This is a genomic window from Pseudomonas fluorescens (genome assembly GCF_040448305.1).
In the GTDB taxonomy this organism is placed as follows: domain Bacteria; phylum Pseudomonadota; class Gammaproteobacteria; order Pseudomonadales; family Pseudomonadaceae; genus Aquipseudomonas; species Aquipseudomonas fluorescens_BH.
In genome coordinates this window covers 2,196,914-2,217,240 of record NZ_CP148752.1, presented here as the reverse complement: position 1 = coordinate 2,217,240, position 20,327 = coordinate 2,196,914, and the positions used below count along the sequence as shown (strand labels likewise).

Below are 20,327 nucleotides of genomic sequence, written 5' to 3'. Positions count from 1 at the left end.
CCGGTGGGTACCAGCCGTTTTTATCAAGCAACATGAGTGTTCGCTGCAAGCTCATGCGCGGGCTCCGGCTTGATCTTGAACCAGAGGGCGTACATCGCTGGCAGGAACACCAAGGTCAGCACGGTGCCGGCAAACGTACCGCCAATCAGGGTGTAGGCCAGCGTTCCCCAGAACACCGAATGGGTCAGCGGAATGAACGCCAACATCGCTGCCAACGCAGTGAGAATCACGGGCCTCGCGCGCTGCACAGTGGCTTCGACCACAGCGTTGTAAGGCGACAGGCCGGCTTGCTCATTGGAGTGAATCTGGCCAATGAGGATCAGCGTGTTGCGCATCAGAATCCCTGACAAGGCAATCAATCCCACCAAGGCGTTGATCCCGAACGGCTGCTGGAACAGCAGCAGAATTGGCACCACACCAATCAGGCCCAAAGGCGCGGTGGCGAACACCATCATCATTGCCGACATCGAGCGCACCTGAATAATGATGGTCAGCAACATCAGCGCGATCATGATCGGGAACAACGGCAGCAATGCCTTGTTCGCTTTACCCGACTCCTCGATCGAGCCGGCAAACTCAATCCGGTAGCCAGCCGGCAGTTTTTCGATGATGGGCTGCAACTGCGTTATCAAGGCGTTGGAAACGTCGGGAGGCTGAAGACCTTCAGCCACGTCACCGCGCACGGTTATCGTCGGCGTACGATCACGACGTCGCAGAATGGGCTCCTCCATGCGCACATCCACCACCCCTACCTGGGACAGCGACACGCGCTGCCCTTGGGCGCCGGTCAGCGTGAAGGCGGCAATTTTCGACGGATCCAGACGCGTCTCCCCAGCGGAGCGAGCCACCACCTGAACCGCACGAATGTCCTCGCGCACCTCGGTGACAGGCACCCCCGTGAGCAGGAATTGCAACTGTTGCGCGACGTCGCTCGAGGTCAAGCCGAACGCTTGCAGGCGATCCTGATCCAGCGTGAGATGAAGTGCCGGTGCGCGCTCGCCCAAGTCGGTATTGACGGTCCTCATCATGGGGCTGGCGGTCATGATCTCACGCACCTGCGCGGCGATATCTCGCAACAACGCGGGGTCGGCTCCCATCACCCGGAAAGCCACCGGATACGGTGAATAAGGACCAAATACCAACTGCGTCACCCGCACCCGGGCTTCAGGCGCCAAGCCATCGGCCGCGGCTTGTCTGAGGCGGAGCTTGAGCGCCTCACGCTCTTGCTGGTTCGCCGTCAGGACGACGATTTTTGCGAAGGATGGATCGGGCAGTTCAGGGGCCATCGCCAAGTAGAAGCGCGGCGCGCCCTGGCCAATGTAAGCGGTGACGATCCTGGCTTCCGACTGCTGAGCCAACCACGCCTCGACCTTGGCCGCCGCCACATCAGTCTGCTCGATAGAGGTGCCGTAAGGCATCTGCACCTCGACCAGCACCTCAGGCCGGTCGGACGTTGGGAAGAACTGCTTCTTGACCACGCCCATGCCCAGAATCGCAACAACAAACAAGCCCACGACGGATGTCGCCACCAGGCCTTTGCGGCGGATCACACTGCCCAGCAGACGCCTGAAACGCTGGTAGTTCGGCGTACCGTAAATCGCCGTATGCCCGCCTTCAGGCACCTTGATCTGCGGCAGCAGTTTGACGCCCAAGTAAGGGGTAAACACCACGGCCACCACCCAGGAAGTGATCAGCGCAATGCCAACGATCCAGAACATGTTCGCGGTGTACTCACCAGCGGTCGACTTGGCAAAACCGTTGGGCATAAAGCCGATCGCCGTCACCAACGTCCCCGACAACATCGGCGCGGCCGTGTGGCTCCAGGCATAAGCGGAGGCCTTGATTCGGTCGTAGCCCTCCTCCATCTTCACCACCATCATTTCAATGGCAATGATTGCATCGTCCACCAGCAGTCCCAGCGCCAGAATCAACGAGCCCAGGGTAATTCGATCGAAGTCTTTGCCCGTGGCCGCCATGACAATGAACACGGCCGCCAGGGTCAGCGGCACCGCCGCGGCAACCACAACGCCAACACGCCAGCCCATGCTGAGAAAACACACCAGCAGCACCACGCCCAAGGCAGCAAAAAACTTCACCATGAACTCGTTGACGGAGGCGCCAATATTCACCGCCTGATCCGTGACCTTGGCCAGGCTCATGCCCAAAGGCATCTGCTCGTTGATCGCTCTGGCCTCAGCGTCCAGCGACTTCCCCAAATCCAGGCCGTTCCAGCCGTCGCGCATGACCACGCCGAGCAACAGTGCCGGCTCGCCGTTGTTGCGTACCAGGAACGTCGCGGGGTCCTCATAACCGCGTTTGACCTCAGCCACATCGGACAACTTGAGGGTTCTGCCCTGCACCGTCAGTGGGGTATTACGAATCTTCTGCAGGTCATCAAACGCGCCATCCAGGCGGATGAAAACCTGTGGGCCCTTCGCTTCAACCGAGCCGGCCGGCGTTATCATGTTCTGCGTGTTCAACGCACTGAAGATGTCTCGTGCGGAAATGCCCAGCGTCGCCAGACGCTCGTAGGACAGCTCGACAAAAATGCGCTCGGCCTGTTCACCGATGATGTTGACCTTCTTCACACCCGCCACATGCAGCAGACGCTGGCGCAAGCTCTCGGCTTCGCGCACCAACAGTCGTTGCGGCTCACCCTTGGCCTTGAGCGCATAGAGCGCGAAGGTGACATCGGAATACTCATCATTGACCATCGGGCCGATCACCCCAGACGGCAACCCCTTCTGCTCATCCAGGACTTTCTTGCGCGCCTGGTAAAACTCCTCCTGGACGGCTGAGGGCGGCGTGCTATCGAGCAGATAAACCGTGGTGAATGCCAAGCCGGGTCGGGTAAAGGTCTCGGTCCGATCGTACCAACGCAGTTCCTGCATGCGTTTTTCCAGCTTTTCTACCACCTGGTCTTGCATCTCCCGGGCCGTCGCCCCAGGCCAGGCAGTGACCACCGTCATTTGTTTAATGGTGAATGCGGGGTCTTCCGCACGCCCCAGTTTGAAGAAGGCGTACAACCCACCCACAGAAATCAGCAGGATCAAAAACAGGGTGATTGAGCGCTCGCGTACGGCCAGCGCCGAAAGATTGAAGCCGCTCATCGACTTACCTCAACCACTGAATTTTGCGGAGCATCAGCGAGTTCAGTCCTGACCTTCTCACCCTCATTCAGCAAGTGAGCACCCAATGCGACAACACGATCACCCACCTGCAGATCACCCGTCACGCGCACGCTGGCCTCATTATTCAGGCTGCGAACCTTGATCGGGCGCCATGCCACCTGCTCCGGTTCCCCGTCCACCACCCAGACCCCCGGGCCTTTACCGGCGTCGTAGAGGGCCCCCATGGGCACCTGCAATTCCTTGGTATCAGCAACATCCGTGTCAGCGATAACCACTGAGATCGTCGAACCCAGAGTGGCGTTGGAGAGCGCCCCCTCCAACACATAACGCGCTTCAAACGTTCGGGTCTGTTGGTCGGCAGAGTCGGACAACTGGCGCAAACGCGCTTTACCTGCAGTCTGGTGCTGGCCGTATAGCTCAACCGTCGCCGCCGAGCCCAGCGCAGGACGTAGCGTCTCGGGTAACTGGATCACGGCCTCGCGCTGCCCTGAATGGGCAACACGCACCACCACCTGACCTGCGCCAACCACCTGCCCCGGCTCCGCCAAGGTATCCACTACCACCCCGTCAGCATCCGCCAGCAACGTCGAATAACCGGTCGCGTTTTTCGCCACATCAGCCTGGGCTTGGGCAGCGTTGAGTTGGGCTTTCGCCGAGTCGGCGGCCGCTTTGAACCCTGCGTAAGCTGAAGCAGATACCGCTCCGACGGACACCAGATCACGGTAGCGAAGCTCGTCATCGGAGGCCTGCCGAGCTCGGGCCGTGGCGGCCAGTACCGCTTCCTGCTGTGCCCGAGCGGTCAGCGTCAGGTCGTTGGCATCGATACGCATGAGGGGCTGCCCGCGCTTGACACTCTGCCCAGCATCCACCAAACGCTCCAAGACCTTCCCAGGTACCCGAAAACCGAGATCGCTCTGAACTCGAGCCGCGACGATACCGGTGAATACCCGTGCCGCAGGTGATGAGGGTTGAACCACACCAATGCGCACCAAGGGCATCTGGAGACGAGGATCTGCAGGCGTGGCCTCGTTGCAGGCCGCTAGGGCAAACGGCAACAAGCCAATGAAAATGAATGACAGGTGGGGGCGCTGGATCATAGAGACCTCTCGGTAGCGAATGCTCCATGCTTATTCAAGTGACCATTTATGTCAATAGTCACTAACGAGACGAATGAACATCGCCCACTTGATCAGAGCAAAGCAAAGAGGCTCGATATCTGGTTTTTTCAGGCGCACACGCTGATACGGATGCGCAGCGCATCCGTCATCAGAGGTTTAAGGCATCAGGCTGCGCAGAACAAGATTGGAGATGAGAGAAGGGGCTTCTTCAACTAAATCGAGGTTGTACTGCAATAGCAGAGGATTGATGAAGGGCCGCAGAGCGAGATGAATCGCCTCTACCGTCTCGTCCAGCGGTGTCTTGCGTTCAAACTCGCCGAGCTCACGCCCCTCACGCACGATTTGCAACACGAAGCTCTTGATCTGAGCGTCATAGCCTTGTGAGCTGGGCCAGCGCTCCGACGCGGCGAACGCTGCGATGTCGTAGAGTTTACGGTCGTTAAAGAACAGGCTCACACCAGTAGCGATTACGGTTTTGACCAGGCGCCGAAAACGTTCAGTCGGCGAGATGCCGTCTACATTGATGGCCTGCTCCACTGCCACAACGATTTCAGTCAGGCAATTGGTACAGATAGCGTTACCAATCGCCTGCTTGGATTCAAAGAACTTGTAGATGTAAGCCTTGGAAAAACCGATGGCCTTGGCTAGGTCAGAAACCGTTGTTTTGCCGTAACCGTACTGACTGAAATGCTCGTTGGCCGCCGCAACAATCTGGTCTCGAATGTCGTGATCGGCTGGGCCACGGGCGCTGGGCGAAGAAACGGATGGCTGATTCATGCGAGCAGCTTACTCATCCCAAAGGTGGTTGACAACTTGTGACCAAATTGTAACATCGTCACAAGCCGCCCCTTTCGCAGGTATCGCATGCACCCTCCTCCTCGTTTCGCCGTCTTACTGTGTTTGGGTATGGTTGCAGGTTGCGCAGTGGGGCCCGACTACTCAAAACCCAGCGTGGAATTGCCCGAGCATTTCTCGGCGCAAACGTCCAAGGCACTGGGCGCCGCAAATGCCGATCTCGCCGCTTGGTGGAACGCATTTAATGACCCGATACTCAGTCAGCTGATAAATCGAGCACTTGAACAGAACCTCGATTTAGCCCAGGCAACCGCAAGGATCGAGCAGGCTCGCGCCGGTTTGGGCGCGGCTAACGCAGCCCTCCTGCCGTCGGCTACCGTCAACGGCCAAGCGGCCCGAGCCCGTCAGTCATTGGAGACTCCGTTGGGCCAAGTGCTGAATTCAGACCCTTCCTATAATCGCTACGGCAGTGCCTATGAAGCGAATCTGAATGCCGGCTGGGAGCTGGATGTGTTTGGCGGGTTGCGCCGAGGTAAAGAAGCCGCCTTCGCCGATTATCAGGCCTCGCAAGCCGGAGCGATTGCCACACGCCTGGCAGTGGTCGCACAGACAGCCGATCTTTACATCAGCATCCGTGGCCTTCAAGCACGCCTGGAAATTGCCCGGCATCAAGTAGCCACGCGACAACAACTGCTCACCACCATCGAACACCTCTACGCAAAAGGACTGGCAGCTGAACTGCAGTTGAACCAGACCCAAGGAGCGCTGAATCAAGCGCAGGCAACCGTGCCGGTACTGCAAGCTGGCCTTGATGCGGCAATGAACGCGCTAGATGTCATGCTGGGCAAGGCACCGGGCACTTATAGCGCGCAGTTGACCAAGCCAGCGCCTATCCCTGATGTGCCAGGCCTCACGGACATGGGTGCTCCGGCCGACCTGCTGCGTCGGCGTCCAGACTTGATCGTCGCTGAGCGCCGTCTTGCGGCATCCAGCGCGCGCATCGGAGAAGCCATGTCCGAGTACTACCCCAAACTGTCTGTGGCTGCGCTGCTCGGCAGTGCTACATCGGTATCCAGCGCAAACCTGTTCAGCAACGGCGCCAGTCAGGCTTCGGCGGCACTGGGATTACGCTGGCGGCTGTTCGATTTTGGCCGCATCAACGCTCAAATTGATTTGGCGAAAGGCCAAGAAGCCGAAGCCTTGGCCGCTTACCGCCAGTCCGTTCTGCGGGCCTGCGAAGATGTGGAAAGCGCTGTTTCGGCACGGATCAACCGCGAGCAACAATCGACACGACTCGTCCAGGGCGAGTCGGCGTATGCGAAAGCCCGAGCGACGTCGTTTGTCGCCTATGAAAAAGGCGTGGTCAGCCTGATCGAAGTGCTGGATGCCGATGAACACCTTTTAGCGGCATCTGATGGCAGAGCCCAGGCACAAACTGAATCGGCTCGCGCTGCAGTGGCCACGTTCAAAGCATTGGGAGGTGGCTGGCAGCGAGACGACTCAGATGCTCGCGTTGTCTCAAAAAGAGCGGGAACTCGAATGTTTTTTCCTGATCCAGGGATATCGAAAGAACTCCAATAAAATACGGGCTGGATTAGGATAATCGTAGGGATACATATACTAAAAAACAGAATAATTTCATTGTAGAACAAATGCTTATTTTTCTGTTCGAGTCCAGGTCGTGCCAGACAAGGTTCGGAGATCAAAATCTCTGACCACAAAAAACCCGCCTTATGGCGGGTTTTTTCGTTTTGGCGTTTCTTGTTCATGCCTGAGACTTCATCGTCTGCTTCGGCAACTCTCCAAACCGCTGCCGATAGTAATTGGCAAACCGCCCCACATGCCCAAACCCGAACTCCAGCGCCACCTCAGTCACACTGCAGTGCGGCCGCGCCAGCAAGTACTCCCGGGCGGCTTCAAGCCGTAATCCGCGCAAACGGTCCATCGGGCTTTGACCGTATTCGCGCTGGCATAACGTGTTCAAGCTGCGAATGCTCACCCCGGCGGCAACCGCCAGTTCAGCCAGGCTGATGCCCTGGGCAAGGTGTTCGCGCATACAAACGTCGATTTTTTGCAGTTGGCGGGTGGGCTGCCGCGGCGAAGGCGACTCTTGTTGCGCAACGCCACAATGGCTGAGTAGAAACAGCGGCAGGCTTTGCTCCAGATGCTGTAACCAGCGCGAAGGCGTTGCGCTCGCCTCGCCCTCGGGCAAGTGCTCCAGCAACTCGCTGACCAGACGAAACCAGCGCATCGCCAGCGGGCGTTGCAGGCGGCTGACCGGCGCCAACGTGAAGCCCGACGGCAAGTCATCGGCCAGTGCCCTCTGGCTGGCATCGAGCAATGCCCGGGGCAGCTTGAGGATCAGTTGCTCACAGCCCTCCTCCCACACCACTCGCGCGTGTTCACGCGGGGACAGAATCGCCACTTCTCCGGGGCTAACGCCATAGCCCATGCCGTCGGACTCAAGGGTGGCACTGCCGCGCAGCGGCATCTGTACCAGCACGAAATCTTCGAAAGGCTGCGGCCGGATTTCTACCTGGCCGCCGTAGCGCAGCGCATACAGTTCGCAACTGGCGACCTGGCCGCGATAGAACGCCGTATCGACACCACCCCGTGGCCAATCCAGCTCATGCTCCACCAGCGCTTGCCCCATCAAACGCTGGGTTTCCTGCGCCGAGCGGCTGGTGAAAACCGGCTCGCGGCACATCAGCGACAAGTTCAGGCCCACGCTGTTGGCGGTGGCGGCTTGTAAGGTCGTCATCTCAAAGCGACCGATTGCGACGGGCTTCGCTGCGTTGCAGGGTGGCGCTGGGCGTTTCGTTGAACAGCTTGCGGTACTCGCTGGCGAACCGGCCCAGATGCGAGAACCCCCAGCACATCGCGATCACGGAAATGTTGCGCACCGAGGCGTCTTCAAGGATTTCCTGACGCACCGCGCCGAGGCGATACTTTTTCAGGTAAGCCATGGGCGAGACACCGAAGTGCTTGCGAAAGCCTTCGAACAGCTTGAAGCGGGACACCCCTGCTGCCGCCTCGATGTCTTCCAGGTGCATGTCTTCGCGGGCGTTGCTTTCGATGAAGTCCTTGGCGCGCACCAGGTAGTACGGCAACTTGGCGCCCAATTGGTCACGCAGTTCGGCACTGTAGTTGTTGGGCTGGGAAAGGATCAGGCCCTTGATCAGCGCGCTTTCGATATCGCGGGTGAAGAACACTTGATTGAACAGATCCTGGCCGCGCTCCAGCTCATCGATGTAGTAACGGGCCAGCCGCCACCAGGAGGCCGAGGCACCGTTGACCGCGTCCATCACTGGCTCGAACTTCACCGGCATTTCCAACGGGCGCTGGAGCATGCCTTCCAGGGTCTGGCGCATGGCCATGCGGGTGATCACCACGGAAATCTTGTGGCAGTCACCGGCCATGGTCAGTGCCTGGGTTTCGTGGGGGGTTACGATCAGGCCCTGGTCCTGGCTGGAGTACAACCGGCGACCGTCCTTGAGCAGCTCCTGTTCGCCGCGAATCGGCAGGCTGAGGCTGTAGCAATTGAGGTGTTCGGCATCCTCGACGCCGATGGTCACGTCGGTGCCGTATTCCATCCGGCCCAAGGTCGTGGACATGGATTTGAACACATTGGCCTTGTGGTGAAACTGAATCCGGTTTGGCTGGCTGGTCTGCAGTTCGTGCGGCCCGCAAATGCCGGCCATCCACGCGCGGGCACCGGCCAGGTCGTAGCGATCTATGCGGATATCTCGAAACTGGGCAACATTTGGTTCGGTCATCTCAGTACACCCACGGCAATGGACATCGACACGCTCTTCGGCGCGTATTTTCATTGGGTTTGCAAGGGCTATGCCCAGCCGGTGCGAACAGGCGATATCCGCATTTTTTGGCTAGTAATCGGAAACTATCTGGATATCGAACGCGCTGTGCGGCGTTGATGCGCACAGCAACGGTGCCGGCAAGGGTCAACGCCATGGGTAATGCGCTACCCAAGGCGTCACTTCAGCGCACAACCGCGTTCGATTTGAGGGCAGGACGTTACCAAAATTTCCAGGTGTAAGTGGTGATCAGGCGGTTCTCCACCCAGTCATTGCCGTGGCTGAATTTGGCAACGACGTTGCCGGCCTCCACCCCCACGCCTTTGAGCGGGCCACTTTGCACCACATAAGACAGCACCAGGTCACGCTCCTGCTCCGCCGCCTGGCTGAGGTTGTCGCCACGGTCCACCGACGTACCCTTGAAGTAGCGGGTCATGAAATTCAGGCCGGGCACGCCGAGGGCGGCGAAATCGTAGTCATAACGGGCCTGCCAGGATTTTTCGTTGGGCTTGATGAACCCCACCCGCGACCAGTTCACCAGAAACGGCTGCGGGACAAAACCGCCCAGGGTTGGAAAGTTGCTGTCACCGAGCATGCGTTGATATCCCACGCCGAAGCGGTGCCCGCCCTTTTTCAGCGAGGTCATGGCACCGTAGGAACGGTTGTCGATGTCGCCATAGAGGGCGTCGCCGTCTTCGCTGTTGTTGAAGTAACGCAGGTCGGTCTTTAGCCCATAACCGTCGCCCAGATCCGCCAGATGGGTGATACCCAGGTAGTGCTGCTGATAGATGTCTTCCAGTTGCGCGTAGAAGTAGGTGCCGGTCAGCGAAGGGGTGAAGGCATAACTGGCGCCGGCGAGGTTAAGACCGTCGCTGCCGTGGCGCACGCCGGAACCGGTCTGCAGGTACAGCTTTTCGTAGTTGGAGGAGTTACGCGCCCCGATCTCCGTCAGCCGTCCGGCGGTCAATGTCAGACGGTCGACTTCCTTGGACTCGAGCAAGGCACCGCGATAGGTCGTGACCAGTTGGCGCGAATCGTCAATGATCACCACGGGCAAGAGCGGCCGCAACTCACCGACTTTCAGCTCGGTTTTCGAATAGCGCATTTTCAGCGTCACACCGCCGCGGCCGTATTCATCGGCCTGCTCCTGACGGCTCTGGCTGTAAGGGATGATGGTGTCATCGCCGCGCCCGCCACCGCCGTCCAGACGATAGGCATACTGCGCCTCTGCATCGAGGCCGAACTGCACCGGGCCTTCGGTATAGCCGGAGGCGAAACGCAGGTCGAAACCCTGGGTCCAACTGCCCACTCGCGAATGGGGCGGGTTGTTCTCCTTGTAATCCCGATCAATGTAAAAGTTGCGGGTACCCAGCGTCAGCTTGCTGTCGTTGACCACATCCGCCTGTGCCAACAATGGCGTCAACAAGCCAACTGTTTGAACCCCCCGAACTAACCACGTTTTATGCAACATATTATTTCTTCCCCCTGCCGCTTATAGAGCAACACATGAATAGAAGGCACTTCTGGTACGGAACCCAAGGCCATGAGAAATGGCAGTTTCCAGCGACCTGCAGCGAGACACTCTGATGGTGCTTCGATTGAAATTAAGCCGTAACAAGTTCGTCAGCGGCTATCCCGTTACTGAACGACAAATAGCCATTTGCTCAGCCGACAAGCGCAACAAAAGCCAGTGTTTACGGGGATAACCCGCCAACAGCCGAAGAACAGGGCTTATTTTCCGGATGGGTTTCCACTATTAAGCGGATAGACCCTGCCAGCCACCACGGCATTAAATGAACCCATGAATTAGCCCATTGGCCGAGGACTGGGATATGACAACTGCACGAAGTGTCGAACAGTGGAAAAGTTATATAGAAAGTTGCCTGGACTTCCGCCCGGAAGACGGTGTTTATCGGATTGCCCGCGATATGTTTACCGACCCGGAATTGTTCGATCTGGAAATGGAACTGATTTTCGAGAAGAACTGGATCTACGCCTGCCACGAAAGCGAGATCGCCAATAATCACGACTTCATGACGATGCGTGCCGGGCGCCAGCCGTTGATCATCACCCGTGATGGTGAAGGTCGTCTCAACGCTCTGATCAACGCCTGCCAGCACCGCGGCACCACCCTCACCCGCGTCGGCAAGGGCAACCAGTCAACCTTCACCTGCCCCTTCCACGCCTGGTGCTACAAAAGCGACGGCCGACTGGTGAAGGTCAAGGCGCCGGGCGAATACCCCGAAGGCTTCGACAAGGCCACCCGCGGCCTGAAAAAGGCCCGTATCGAAAGCTACAACGGCTTCGTGTTCGTCAGCCTCGACGTGGTGGGCACCGATACCCTGGAAGACTTCCTCGGTGACGCCAAGGTGTTCTTCGACATGATGGTGGCGCAGTCGCCTACCGGTCAGCTCGAAGTGCTGCCGGGCAAGTCGGCCTACACCTACGACGGCAACTGGAAACTGCAGAACGAGAACGGCCTGGACGGTTATCACGTGAGCACTGTCCACTACAACTACGTGGCCACCGTGCAGCACCGCCAGCAGGTCAACGCCGAAAAAGGCCTGAGCGCCGGCGACACCCTGGACTACAGCAAGCTGGGTGCCGGCGACAAGGAAACCGACGACGGCTGGTTCGCCTTCCACAACGGCCACAGCGTACTGTTCAGCGACATGCCCAACCCGGCCGTGCGCCCGGGCTACGCCAGCATCATGCCGCGCCTGGTCAAGGAACATGGCCAGGGCAAGGCCGAGTGGATGATGCATCGCCTGCGCAACTTGAACGTCTACCCGAGCATGTTCTTCCTCGACCAGATCAGCTCGCAACTGCGGATCATCCGCCCGCTGGCCTGGAACAAAACCGAGATCAACAGCTTCTGCCTGGGCGTGGTCGGCGAGTCGGATGCCGATCGGGAAAACCGCATTCGCCAGTTCGAAGACTTCTTCAACGTGTCCGGCATGGGCACCCCCGATGACCTGGTGGAGTTTCGTGAAGCCCAGCGCGGCTTCCAGGCCCGCCTGGAACGCTGGAGCGACATTTCCCGTGGCGAAGGCAAGTGGGTCAAAGGCGCCACCCGCAACAGCGAAGCCATTGGCATCGCGCCGGCACTGACCGGCACCGAGTTCACCCATGAAGGCCTGTACGTCAACCAGCACGCCAACTGGCAGCGCTTTTTGCTCGAAGGCCTGGCGCGCAAGGCGGCCGAACAACAACCGTTGAAACTGCGTGAGGTGTGAACATGAATTCGCAACTGCAATACCGCATCGAGCAATTTCTCTACCGCAACGCCGAGGCTTGCGATGCCCAGGATTGGGACACTTACCTGGCCATGTTCAGTGACGACAGCGAGTTCCACCTGCCGCAATGGGATTCGGAGCACGTCTACACCACCGACCCGAAAAAAGGCATGTCGCTGATCTATTACCCCAACCGGGGTGGTCTGGAAGACCGGGTGTTCCGCATTCGCACCGGCAAGGCGGCGTCGACCATTCCGATGCCGCGCACCCTGCACCTGATCAGCAACGTGCGCATCGTGCCGCTGCAGGATGATGAGCTGGAGGTGCGCGTCAACTGGAGCACCCTGTATTACCGCATGCAAACCGCCGAACAGTTCTTCGGCCGCGCCACCTACCGCCTGCGCCCCGACGGCGAGAGCTGGAAGATCGCCCGCAAACACGTGGTGCTGCTCAACGACACGATCAACTCCGTACTCGATTTCTACCACCTCTGAACCCTGCGGATTAACGCCCATGACGTACAAGGTCGCCTTCAGTTTCGCCGATGGCAAAACACTCTTCTGCAACGTGCAGAACAATGAAATCCTGCTCGACGCGGCCCTGCGCAGCGGGATCAAGATTCCGCTGGACTGCCGCGAAGGGGTTTGCGCGACCTGCCAGGGCCGCTGTGAATCCGGGCAGTACACCCAGGACTACGTGGACGATGAAGCCTTGTCGGCCAGCGACCTGGCCGAGCGCAAGGTGCTGAGCTGCCAGACACGCGTGCAGTCGGATGCCGCCTTCTACTTCGACTTCGACTCGAGCCTCTGCGGCAGCAGCGGCCCGAGCAGCCTGCAAGGCACCGTGAGCGAGGTGCGGCAGGTCTCCCCAACCACCGCGATCGTGCACGTGGAAGTCGGCGCAGCAGGCGCGGCGCTGGACTATCTGCCGGGCCAGTATGCGCGTCTGCAAGTACCGGGCACCGAGCATCGGCGCTCGTATTCCTTTGCCTGCGCGCCGGGCAGCAGCAACCTGCAATTCCTCATTCGCCTGCTGCCCAGCGGCGTGATGACCGACTATGTGCGCGATCGCTGCCAGGTCGGTGACGTGATTCACATGGAAGCACCGCTGGGTGCCTTTTACTTGCGCCATATCGACCGCCCGCTAGTGATGGTGGCCGGCGGCACCGGGCTGTCGGCGTTCCTGGGCATGCTCGACCAAATCGCCGACCAGCGTGGCTGCGGTCACCCGGTACACCTCTACTACGGCGTGCGCGAGGCCGCGGACCTGTGCGAGGTCTCGCGCATCGAGGCCTATGCCGCAAGGATCCCGGGGTTCCGTTTCACACCCGTGGTCAGCAACACCGACCCCGACTGGCCGGGCAAGACCGGCTATATCGCCGAACACCTGGAGTTGGCCGAGCTGCGTGATCAGCCGTTCGACCTGTACCTGTGCGGCCCGCCGCCGATGGTCGAGTCGATCAAGGACTGGCGCCAGCAGCACGGCCTGGATCAAAGCCGCCTTTACCTGGAGAAGTTCACCGAGAGCAACAGCTGACACAGCGACCCATAACAACAATCAATCGGCCCGACCGAACACTGAATCACTGCCCTCATCGACATCTACCGTGCGTTGGCACGACCTACCTCATAGGCCGCCTCATGAAAAACCTGGTATTGCGTGCATGTCTGGCAACCTCCCTCTGCGCAGCGACGGCTGCCCAGGCCGTGGAGCCTGTCCGAATCGGCTTCATCACCACCCTCTCCACCCCCGCCGGCTACCTGGGCGAAGACTCGCGAGATGGCTTTCAGCTGGCGATCGATCAGGAAGACGGCAAGCTCGGCGGCGTGCCGGTGCAACTCATCGTGGAAGATGATGGCCTGCAACCGGCCAAGGCCAAGCAGATCGCCGACCGCATGAGCCTTGACGGCATCTCGCTGTACACCGGGGTGATTTTTTCCAACGTGCTGGCGGCCGTGATCAACACCACCACCAAGGACGCTTTCTACGTCAGCAACAACACCGCGCCCTCGACCCTGGCCGGTGAAAAGTGCATGGCCAACTACTTCGTCGGCTCTTACCAGAACGACACCCCACACGAAATGGCCGGTGTCGCCGCCAATGAGCTGGGCTACAAGAAGATGGTGATCCTGGCGCCCAACTATCAGGGCGGCCGTGACGCACTGGCCGGCTTCAAGCGCACCTTCAAAGGCGAAGTGACCGAGATCTACACCAAGCTCAACCAACTGGATTTCTCGGTGGAGCTGGCACGCGTGCGTGCGCTGGCGCCGGATGCGATCTTCCAGTTTCACCCGGGTGGCGGCGGCATCAACTTTGCCAAGCAATACGGCGGCTCGGGCCTGTCGGCGCAAATCCCGATGGTGGTACCGGTGTTCTCCATGGATGAACGCATGCTCGCCGCCACCGGCGAAGTGGCCAAGGGCACCAACATCGTCACCCTGTGGAACCCGCAATCGGACAACCCGGCCAACCAGGCCTTCGTCAAGGCTTTCACCGAGAAATACAAGCGCGTCCCGACGGTGTATGCCGCCCAGACTTACGACACGGCACGGCTGATTGGCGCCGCCCTGAAAACCTCCCAGGGCAACCTCAAAGACCAGGCGGCCTTCCGCGCGGCCATGAAGAACGTCAAATTCGATTCCATTCGCGGTGACTTCAGCTTCGCCCAAAACCAGCACCCGGTGATCGACTGGTACCTGCTGCAAGTGCAGGCCGGCGCCGACGGCAAGCTGATCGAAGTGCCGATCAAGACCCTGGCGACCCGCCACGTCGACAGCTACGCCGCTCAATGCTCGATCTGACCGACACCTGAGCCCCGTCCTCGCCCCGCAGTACAGCTGCGGGGCGTTTTCATGAGGAACGCAGTCATGTTATTGCTCGAACAGATTCTCAACGGCCTGCAATACAGCGCCTTGCTGTTTCTGCTGGCCTCAGGCCTGACCCTGATTTTCGGCATCATGGGCGTGATCAACCTGGCCCACGGTGCCTTCTACATGGTCGGCGCTTTCTGTGCTGCCTACACAGCCATGGCCACCGGTTCGTTCTGGCTGGGTGGCCTGGCCGCGCTGATCGGCTCGGCCTGTTACGGCGCGCTGATCGAAACCTCGATCATGCGCCGCCTCTACAATCGCGATCACCTGGATCAGGTGCTGGCGACTTTGGCCGTGGTGTTTTTCAGCAACGAACTGCTGACCCTGATCTTCGGCCGCAGCCCACCGGCGATGCCCACGCCCGAATGGTATTCAAGTTTTGTCGAAGTGTTGCCGGGGCTGATGTACCCGGTCAGCCGGCTGCTGTTCATCGCCGCCGGGCTGATCGTGGCGGTCGGCATGTGGCTGCTGATCAACCACACGCGCCTGGGCATGTTGATTCGCGCCGGTGCCGACGACCATGAAATGGTCGGCGCGCTGGGCGTCAACATCGCCCGGCTGTACACCCTGGTGTTCGTATTCGGCTGCGTACTGTGCGGCCTGGCCGGTTTCATGGCGGCACCGCTGCTGTCGGTGGAGATCGGCATGGGTGAAAAGATCTTGATCACCACCTTCGTGGTCATCGTCGTCGGCGGTGTCGGCTCGGTGCGCGGCGCGTTGGTGGGAGCCTTGCTGATCGGCATGGTCGATAGCCTGGGCCGTGCCTACATTCCGCCGCTGCTGGACCAACTGCTGCCCAGCGAAACCAGCGGCACCCTGAGCGCCGGGCTGATTTCCGCCAGCGCCTACATCGTCATGGCCCTGGTGCTGCTGGTGCGTCCGCGCGGCCTGCTGCCGGCCCGTGCCTGAGGAGAACGCTATGTCACCACGCCTCATCATTGACCTTGCGTGCCTGGCGACCTTCGCCTGCATGCCGTTGCTGGCCCATTGGTTGCACGAACCCTACCTGGTCAGTTTTTTCACTCGTCTTGCAATCTACGGCATGGCGGCCATCAGCCTGGACCTGCTGATCGGCTACGGCGCCATGGTCAGCTTCGGTCACGCCGCGTTCTTCGGCCTGGGCGGTTACATCGTCGGCATCATTGCCTTTCACACTTCCCAAGGCCTGCCGCTGTGGGGCTGGGAAGGCAGCAACAGCGCGCTGGTGGTGTGGCCGCTGGCCCTGCTGGTGTGCGCGCTGCTCTCGCTGCTGGTGGGTTACCTGTCGCTGCGCACCAGCGGCGTGCAGTTCATCATGATCACACTGGCGTTCGGCCAGATGCTCTACTTCGTGCTCGGCTCGCTGTCGTTGTACGGCGGCGACGACGGCATTCTGCTCAACGAGCGCAATACCTTCGGCGCACTGGATCTGGGTGACGCCAACCACTTCTACTACCTGTGCGTGGTCTTGCTGGCCGGCTGGTTGCTGCTGTGCCGGCGACTGGTCAATTCGCGATTTGGTTTTGTCCTGCGCGGGCTCAAGCAGAGCGAGCGGCGCAGTGTCAGCCTGGGCCTCAAACCCTTGCGCTATCGCCTGACGGCGTTTGTGATCGCCGGCACCGGCGGTGGCCTGGCCGGGATTCTGTGGGCCAACTACGCGCTGTTCGTCAGCCCCGACATGGGCGCCTGGCACAAGTCCGGCGAGCTGATGGCGATGGTGATCCTCGGCGGCGTCGGCACCCTGCTCGGCCCACTGCTGGGCGCGGCCACTTACCTGGGCCTTGAACAGGTACTGAGCCAGTGGACCGAGCACTGGATGCTGATCTTCGGGCCATTGCTGTTGCTGGTGGTGCTGTTCGGCAAGAAAGGCGTTTACGGTTTGCTGCTGAGCCTGTTGCAGCGCAAGCCGAAGGTGGTTGCCGTCAAACCGAACACCGCCGTGGAGGCACGCCCATGAGCGCACAACTGTCGATTCGTGATCTACACAAAGCCTTCGGTGCAGTAAAAGCCACCAACGGCGCCAGCCTTGAACTGGCCAAGGGCGAGTTGCACGCCATCATTGGCCCCAACGGCGCCGGTAAATCCACGCTGATCGCGCAGATCGCCGGGGAAATTTTCCCCGACCACGGCCAGATTCACCTCAACGGCCAGGACATCACCCGCGTGCCAGCCTGGCAGCGTCCGCGCCTGGGGCTGGCGCGGGCTTTCCAGGTCAGCCAGCTTTACACCGAGTTCACCCTGCTGGAGAACGTCGCCCTGGCCATCGCCGCCCGCGACGGCAAGGCGTTCGGCATGTGGCGTCCGCTGAGCCGCGACACCCGCCTGCTGGAACCGGCGCTGGGCTACTTGCAGCAGGTGGGCCTGGGCCTTCGCGCGCAAGACCCGGTCCACGAACTTTCCCATGGAGAACGGCGGCAACTGGAGATCGCCCTGGCACTGGCTCAGGAAGCTTCGGTGCTATTGCTCGATGAGCCGATGGCCGGGATGGGGGCCGACGAATCCGCGCGCATGACCGAGCTGCTGCACAGCCTCAAGGGTCGCTACGCGATCCTGCTGGTCGAGCACGACATGGATGCGGTGTTCGCCCTCGCCGACCGCATCACGGTGCTGGTGTACGGCCAGACGGTGCTGACCGGCAGCGTCGAACAAGTGCGCAACGACCCGCAAGTGCGGGCCGCTTACCTGGGAGAAGAACATGCTTGACGTTCAAGGCTTGAAAGCGGGTTATGGCTTGAGCCAGGTGTTGTTCGACATGCACCTGAGCATCGAGCAGGGCCAGGTGGTGTCGCTGATCGGCCGCAACGGCATGGGCAAGACCACCACGGTCAAATCGATCATGGGGTTGCTCAAGCCCAGCGCCGGCAGCATCCGCATCAACGGCACGGAAATGCGCGGTGCAGCGCCCTATCGCATCGCCAAGGCCGGCCTGGGGCTGGTGCCGGAGGGCCGACGCGCCTTCGGCACCTTGAGCGTGCGGGAAAATCTGCTGGCCACCGCCACGCGGGGCAAGTGGGACCTGGCGCGGGTCTATGAACTGTTCCCGCGCTTGCTGGAGCGCCAGGAGCAGCTGTCACGCACGCTGTCGGGCGGCGAGCAGCAGATGCTGGTGGTCGGCCGCGCGCTGCTGACCAACCCCAGCCTGCTGATTCTCGACGAAGCCACTGAAGGCCTGGCGCCGATCATTCGCGAGCAGATCTGGAGTTGCCTGGCCACCCTCAAGGCCGAGGGTGAGACGATTCTGGTGATCGACAAGAACCTCAAGGAAATGGCGCGAGTGGTCGACCGTCATCACATCATCGAGAAAGGACGACAGGTATGGGATGGCACACCGCTGGAGCTGGCCGCTCAACCAGAACTGTCGCAACGCTACCTGGGAGTGTGAGCAACCATGGACCTCAATCAGGCCTACAACAACGTCGCAGCCGTGGGTAATTTTCCACAGATCATGCAGCGCTTTCGCCAGCGCAGTGTCCAGACCTATGCGAGCCACGCCTGGCAGCGTGACGCGGCGTACGGCAATGCCCTGCGCGAGCGTTTCGACTGGTATGCCCAGGCGAATGCCGGGGCGCCGACACTGCTGTTCATTCATGGCGGTTACTGGCAGGCCTCGGACAAGGACGACTACGCCTTTATCGCCGAGGGCCTGATCGAAGCGGGTTTCAATGTCGGGTTGCTGGAGTACACCCTGGCGCCCGAGGCGAGCATGGGCACCATCGTCGGACAGATCGGCAAGGCACTGGACCACCTGCTGGCGCATCGCGAAGCCTTGAACATCGGTCAGCAGGTGGTGCTGTGCGGGCACTCGGCGGGTGGCCATCTGACCGCGCTGTATGCCCGGCATCCGCTGGTGACCCTGGCCATGCCGATCAGCGGCCTGATGGAGCTGGAACCCATCAGCCGCTGCTGGCTGAACGACAAGCTGCAACTGAGCGAAGAGGACATCGAGCGCTATAGCCCGCAAAGGCTGATCGGCGATGGCGCACCGTTGCTGGTGACCGTGGGCGGGGATGAGTTGCCGGAGTTGATCCGCCACTCGCGCGAGTACGCCAGTGCCTGTCGCGAGGCTGGGCACGCCGTGAGCCTTGTCGAGCTTGCAGGGTGTCATCACTTTGCGGTGCTGGACGATCTGGCCAGGGCCGATGGCGAACAGTTGCGGGCCCTGTTGAAACACCTGAACCCCCATTCCCTGTAGGAGCGAGCTTGCTCGCGATGAACCAGAGAACACCGCGGGGAATCAGGTTCCCCGCGTCATCGTTGACAACCATCGCGAGCAAGCTCGCTCCTACAGGGGTGCAGTATCCAGATTGCGCGCGGTGTTTTCAGGAAGTGGATCACTCTCGCCAGATGTGGATACCGGTTTGCCGTTTGCGGCTTTTTTGACCCCCTCAAGCTTCATAAAGTGACTACGAATTCAGACAGGAATTGCGTATGTCCAGCCTCTCGCTCAGGGTCCAACAGATCGAGCCTCTGACCCCCAGAATCCGCCGCGTGCTGCTGGTGTCCAGCAACGTCCAGCCACTGCCGGGTTTCACCGCCGGGGCGCACCTTGAGTTGCATGTCCCAGGCAGTCGCGCTCAACGCCGTGCCTATTCGCTGGTCAACCTGCCCGACGGCGAACACTACGAAATCGCCGTTCAGCTCGAAGAGGCGAGTACAGGTGGATCGCGTTGGGTGCACTCGCTCAAGGTCGGCGATGAACTGCTGGCCGATGCGCCACGCAACCACTTCCCACTGTGTGAAAACTCCGAACATGCCCTGCTGATCGCCGGTGGCATCGGCATCACGCCCATGCTTGGCATGGCCAGGTCGCTGCAAGCGGCGGGCAAGCCCTTCACCCTGCACTACGCCGGTCGCGATGAAGCACAGATGGCCTATCTGCCAGAGACCCGCGCCTGCCTGGACAACCATTGCTGGATCAGCGGCGGCGACCCGCAAAAGCGCTTTCCTGCCGCCGCAATCCTGGCCGCGCCAAGACCTGGCCTGCACCTCTACATCTGCGGCCCGAGCGCCATGCTCAACAGCGTGCTGGCCTGCGCTCGCGAACAGGGTTGGGCAGAAGATCACCTGCATTACGAACTGTTCAGCGGTGCCCTGGAAGTGGCCGGCGATAAAGGCTTTGAGGTGCACCTGCGCGAAAGCGGCGTGAACCTGCAAGTGGCCGCCGGGCAAAGCGTGCTGGAGGCCATGCTCCAGGCCGGCCTGGACCCGATGTTCGACTGCCGACGGGGTGACTGCGGGGTGTGCGTCGCCCAAGTCATCGACGGTCAGCCCGATCACCGCGACATCTGCCTGTCGGAGCGCGACCGCGCCAGCGGCAGTTTCTGCACCTGTGTCTCCCGTGCCAGCAGCGCGCTGCTGGTGCTCGATCTGTGACAAGCCGAGG

Annotated in this window: 17 protein-coding genes; 11 read left to right on the top strand and 6 right to left on the bottom strand. The window is 60.6% G+C overall.

The genetic code is table 11. The features are described 5' to 3' along the window. Nucleotides 1–23: 23 nt before the first annotated feature. The 3 genes from WHX55_RS10105 to WHX55_RS10095 form a co-directional block, all read right to left on the bottom strand. Entirely contained in the window at nucleotides 24–3,110 is a 3,087-nt protein-coding gene (locus WHX55_RS10105) for an efflux RND transporter permease subunit (RefSeq protein ID WP_353742517.1), read from the bottom strand. Further along, nucleotides 3,107–4,228, bottom strand: coding sequence for an efflux RND transporter periplasmic adaptor subunit (locus WHX55_RS10100; protein ID WP_353742516.1), 1,122 nt, complete (start codon nucleotides 4,226–4,228; stop codon nucleotides 3,107–3,109). The genes WHX55_RS10105 and WHX55_RS10100 overlap by 4 nt, the downstream gene beginning before the upstream one ends. Before the next feature lie 177 nt (nucleotides 4,229–4,405). Then, nucleotides 4,406–5,026 carry a TetR/AcrR family transcriptional regulator gene (locus WHX55_RS10095; protein WP_150728387.1) on the bottom strand — a complete coding sequence of 207 codons (621 nt, stop codon included), beginning with the start codon at nucleotides 5,024–5,026 and terminating at the stop codon, nucleotides 4,406–4,408. Nucleotides 5,027–5,113: 87 nt separating this feature from the next. Between WHX55_RS10095 and WHX55_RS10090 the strand changes: the two genes are divergently transcribed. Further along, on the top strand, nucleotides 5,114–6,625 hold the full coding sequence (locus WHX55_RS10090; RefSeq protein ID WP_150728388.1) for an efflux transporter outer membrane subunit: 1,512 nt from the start codon (nucleotides 5,114–5,116) through the stop codon (nucleotides 6,623–6,625). A gap of 184 nt (nucleotides 6,626–6,809) precedes the next feature. On the opposite strand, the gene WHX55_RS10085 is transcribed toward WHX55_RS10090, so the two are convergent. From WHX55_RS10085 to WHX55_RS10075, 3 genes are all read right to left on the bottom strand, one after another. After that, a complete protein-coding gene (locus WHX55_RS10085; protein WP_353742515.1) occupies nucleotides 6,810–7,805 on the bottom strand; it encodes an AraC family transcriptional regulator in 996 nt (331 codons plus the stop codon). A 1-nt stretch (nucleotide 7,806) separates the two neighbouring features. Beyond that, nucleotides 7,807–8,820 (bottom strand): AraC family transcriptional regulator, encoded by a 1,014-nt coding sequence (locus WHX55_RS10080; protein WP_191624988.1) that lies wholly within the window; start codon nucleotides 8,818–8,820, stop codon nucleotides 7,807–7,809. A gap of 259 nt (nucleotides 8,821–9,079) precedes the next feature. Next, nucleotides 9,080–10,330: an OprD family porin gene (locus WHX55_RS10075; RefSeq protein WP_150755150.1), complete on the bottom strand. Its 1,251-nt coding sequence runs from the start codon at nucleotides 10,328–10,330 to the stop codon at nucleotides 9,080–9,082. 361 nt (nucleotides 10,331–10,691) lie between these two features. Here WHX55_RS10075 and antA point away from each other — a divergent pair, with 361 nt between their 5' ends. The 10 genes from antA (at nucleotide 10,692) to WHX55_RS10025 (ending at nucleotide 20,317) form a co-directional block, all read left to right on the top strand. Further along, complete coding sequence (gene antA, locus WHX55_RS10070) at nucleotides 10,692–12,095, top strand: anthranilate 1,2-dioxygenase large subunit (protein ID WP_150755151.1); 1,404 nt, start codon at nucleotides 10,692–10,694, stop codon at nucleotides 12,093–12,095. Between the two features lie 2 nt (nucleotides 12,096–12,097). After that, nucleotides 12,098–12,589, top strand: a complete 492-nt coding sequence (gene antB, locus WHX55_RS10065; RefSeq protein ID WP_150755152.1) for an anthranilate 1,2-dioxygenase small subunit — start codon at nucleotides 12,098–12,100, stop codon at nucleotides 12,587–12,589. Nucleotides 12,590–12,608: 19 nt separating this feature from the next. Then, nucleotides 12,609–13,631, top strand: coding sequence for an anthranilate 1,2-dioxygenase electron transfer component AntC (gene antC / locus WHX55_RS10060; RefSeq protein ID WP_150728393.1), 1,023 nt, complete (start codon nucleotides 12,609–12,611; stop codon nucleotides 13,629–13,631). A 104-nt stretch (nucleotides 13,632–13,735) separates the two neighbouring features. Continuing rightward, entirely contained in the window at nucleotides 13,736–14,896 is a 1,161-nt protein-coding gene (locus tag WHX55_RS10055; protein ID WP_150755154.1) for an ABC transporter substrate-binding protein, read from the top strand. A gap of 66 nt (nucleotides 14,897–14,962) precedes the next feature. Next, the gene (locus WHX55_RS10050) at nucleotides 14,963–15,874 is read left to right on the top strand and encodes a branched-chain amino acid ABC transporter permease (RefSeq protein ID WP_151213217.1); all 912 of its coding nucleotides are present in this window, start codon (nucleotides 14,963–14,965) and stop codon (nucleotides 15,872–15,874) included. 10 nt (nucleotides 15,875–15,884) lie between these two features. Continuing rightward, a complete protein-coding gene (locus WHX55_RS10045; protein WP_353742514.1) occupies nucleotides 15,885–16,901 on the top strand; it encodes a branched-chain amino acid ABC transporter permease in 1,017 nt (338 codons plus the stop codon). After that, nucleotides 16,898–17,647, top strand: coding sequence for an ABC transporter ATP-binding protein (locus WHX55_RS10040; RefSeq protein WP_150728322.1), 750 nt, complete (start codon nucleotides 16,898–16,900; stop codon nucleotides 17,645–17,647). Before WHX55_RS10045 ends, WHX55_RS10040 begins: the two co-directional genes overlap by 4 nt. After that, nucleotides 17,640–18,326, top strand: a complete 687-nt coding sequence (locus tag WHX55_RS10035; RefSeq protein WP_150755156.1) for an ABC transporter ATP-binding protein — start codon at nucleotides 17,640–17,642, stop codon at nucleotides 18,324–18,326. Before WHX55_RS10040 ends, WHX55_RS10035 begins: the two co-directional genes overlap by 8 nt. A 6-nt stretch (nucleotides 18,327–18,332) precedes the next feature. Continuing rightward, nucleotides 18,333–19,136: an alpha/beta hydrolase gene (locus WHX55_RS10030; RefSeq protein WP_353742513.1), complete on the top strand. Its 804-nt coding sequence runs from the start codon at nucleotides 18,333–18,335 to the stop codon at nucleotides 19,134–19,136. A 236-nt stretch (nucleotides 19,137–19,372) separates the two neighbouring features. Continuing rightward, on the top strand, nucleotides 19,373–20,317 hold the full coding sequence (locus WHX55_RS10025) for a PDR/VanB family oxidoreductase (RefSeq protein ID WP_150755158.1): 945 nt from the start codon (nucleotides 19,373–19,375) through the stop codon (nucleotides 20,315–20,317). The last annotated feature ends 10 nt before the right edge of the window (nucleotides 20,318–20,327 follow it).

Excerpts from the sequence above, each read along its gene's own strand:
- WHX55_RS10105 (WP_353742517.1), bottom strand. The coding sequence starts at position 3,110 with ATGAGCGGCTTCAATCTTTCGGCGCTGGCCGTACGCGAGCGCTCAATC.
- WHX55_RS10080 (WP_191624988.1), bottom strand. The coding sequence starts at position 8,820 with ATGACCGAACCAAATGTTGCCCAGTTTCGAGATATCCGCATAGATCGC.
- WHX55_RS10050 (WP_151213217.1), top strand. The coding sequence starts at position 14,963 with ATGTTATTGCTCGAACAGATTCTCAACGGCCTGCAATACAGCGCCTTG.
- antA (WP_150755151.1), top strand. The coding sequence starts at position 10,692 with ATGACAACTGCACGAAGTGTCGAACAGTGGAAAAGTTATATAGAAAGT.
- WHX55_RS10090 (WP_150728388.1), top strand. The coding sequence starts at position 5,114 with ATGCACCCTCCTCCTCGTTTCGCCGTCTTACTGTGTTTGGGTATGGTT.
- WHX55_RS10040 (WP_150728322.1), top strand. The coding sequence starts at position 16,898 with ATGAGCGCACAACTGTCGATTCGTGATCTACACAAAGCCTTCGGTGCA.
- WHX55_RS10030 (WP_353742513.1), top strand. The coding sequence starts at position 18,333 with ATGGACCTCAATCAGGCCTACAACAACGTCGCAGCCGTGGGTAATTTT.
- WHX55_RS10035 (WP_150755156.1), top strand. The coding sequence starts at position 17,640 with ATGCTTGACGTTCAAGGCTTGAAAGCGGGTTATGGCTTGAGCCAGGTG.
- antB (WP_150755152.1), top strand. The coding sequence starts at position 12,098 with ATGAATTCGCAACTGCAATACCGCATCGAGCAATTTCTCTACCGCAAC.
- antC (WP_150728393.1), top strand. The coding sequence starts at position 12,609 with ATGACGTACAAGGTCGCCTTCAGTTTCGCCGATGGCAAAACACTCTTC.
- WHX55_RS10055 (WP_150755154.1), top strand. The coding sequence starts at position 13,736 with ATGAAAAACCTGGTATTGCGTGCATGTCTGGCAACCTCCCTCTGCGCA.
- WHX55_RS10045 (WP_353742514.1), top strand. The coding sequence starts at position 15,885 with ATGTCACCACGCCTCATCATTGACCTTGCGTGCCTGGCGACCTTCGCC.
- WHX55_RS10095 (WP_150728387.1), bottom strand. The coding sequence starts at position 5,026 with ATGAATCAGCCATCCGTTTCTTCGCCCAGCGCCCGTGGCCCAGCCGAT.
- WHX55_RS10025 (WP_150755158.1), top strand. The coding sequence starts at position 19,373 with ATGTCCAGCCTCTCGCTCAGGGTCCAACAGATCGAGCCTCTGACCCCC.
- WHX55_RS10100 (WP_353742516.1), bottom strand. The coding sequence starts at position 4,228 with ATGATCCAGCGCCCCCACCTGTCATTCATTTTCATTGGCTTGTTGCCG.
- WHX55_RS10075 (WP_150755150.1), bottom strand. The coding sequence starts at position 10,330 with ATGTTGCATAAAACGTGGTTAGTTCGGGGGGTTCAAACAGTTGGCTTG.
- WHX55_RS10085 (WP_353742515.1), bottom strand. The coding sequence starts at position 7,805 with ATGACGACCTTACAAGCCGCCACCGCCAACAGCGTGGGCCTGAACTTG.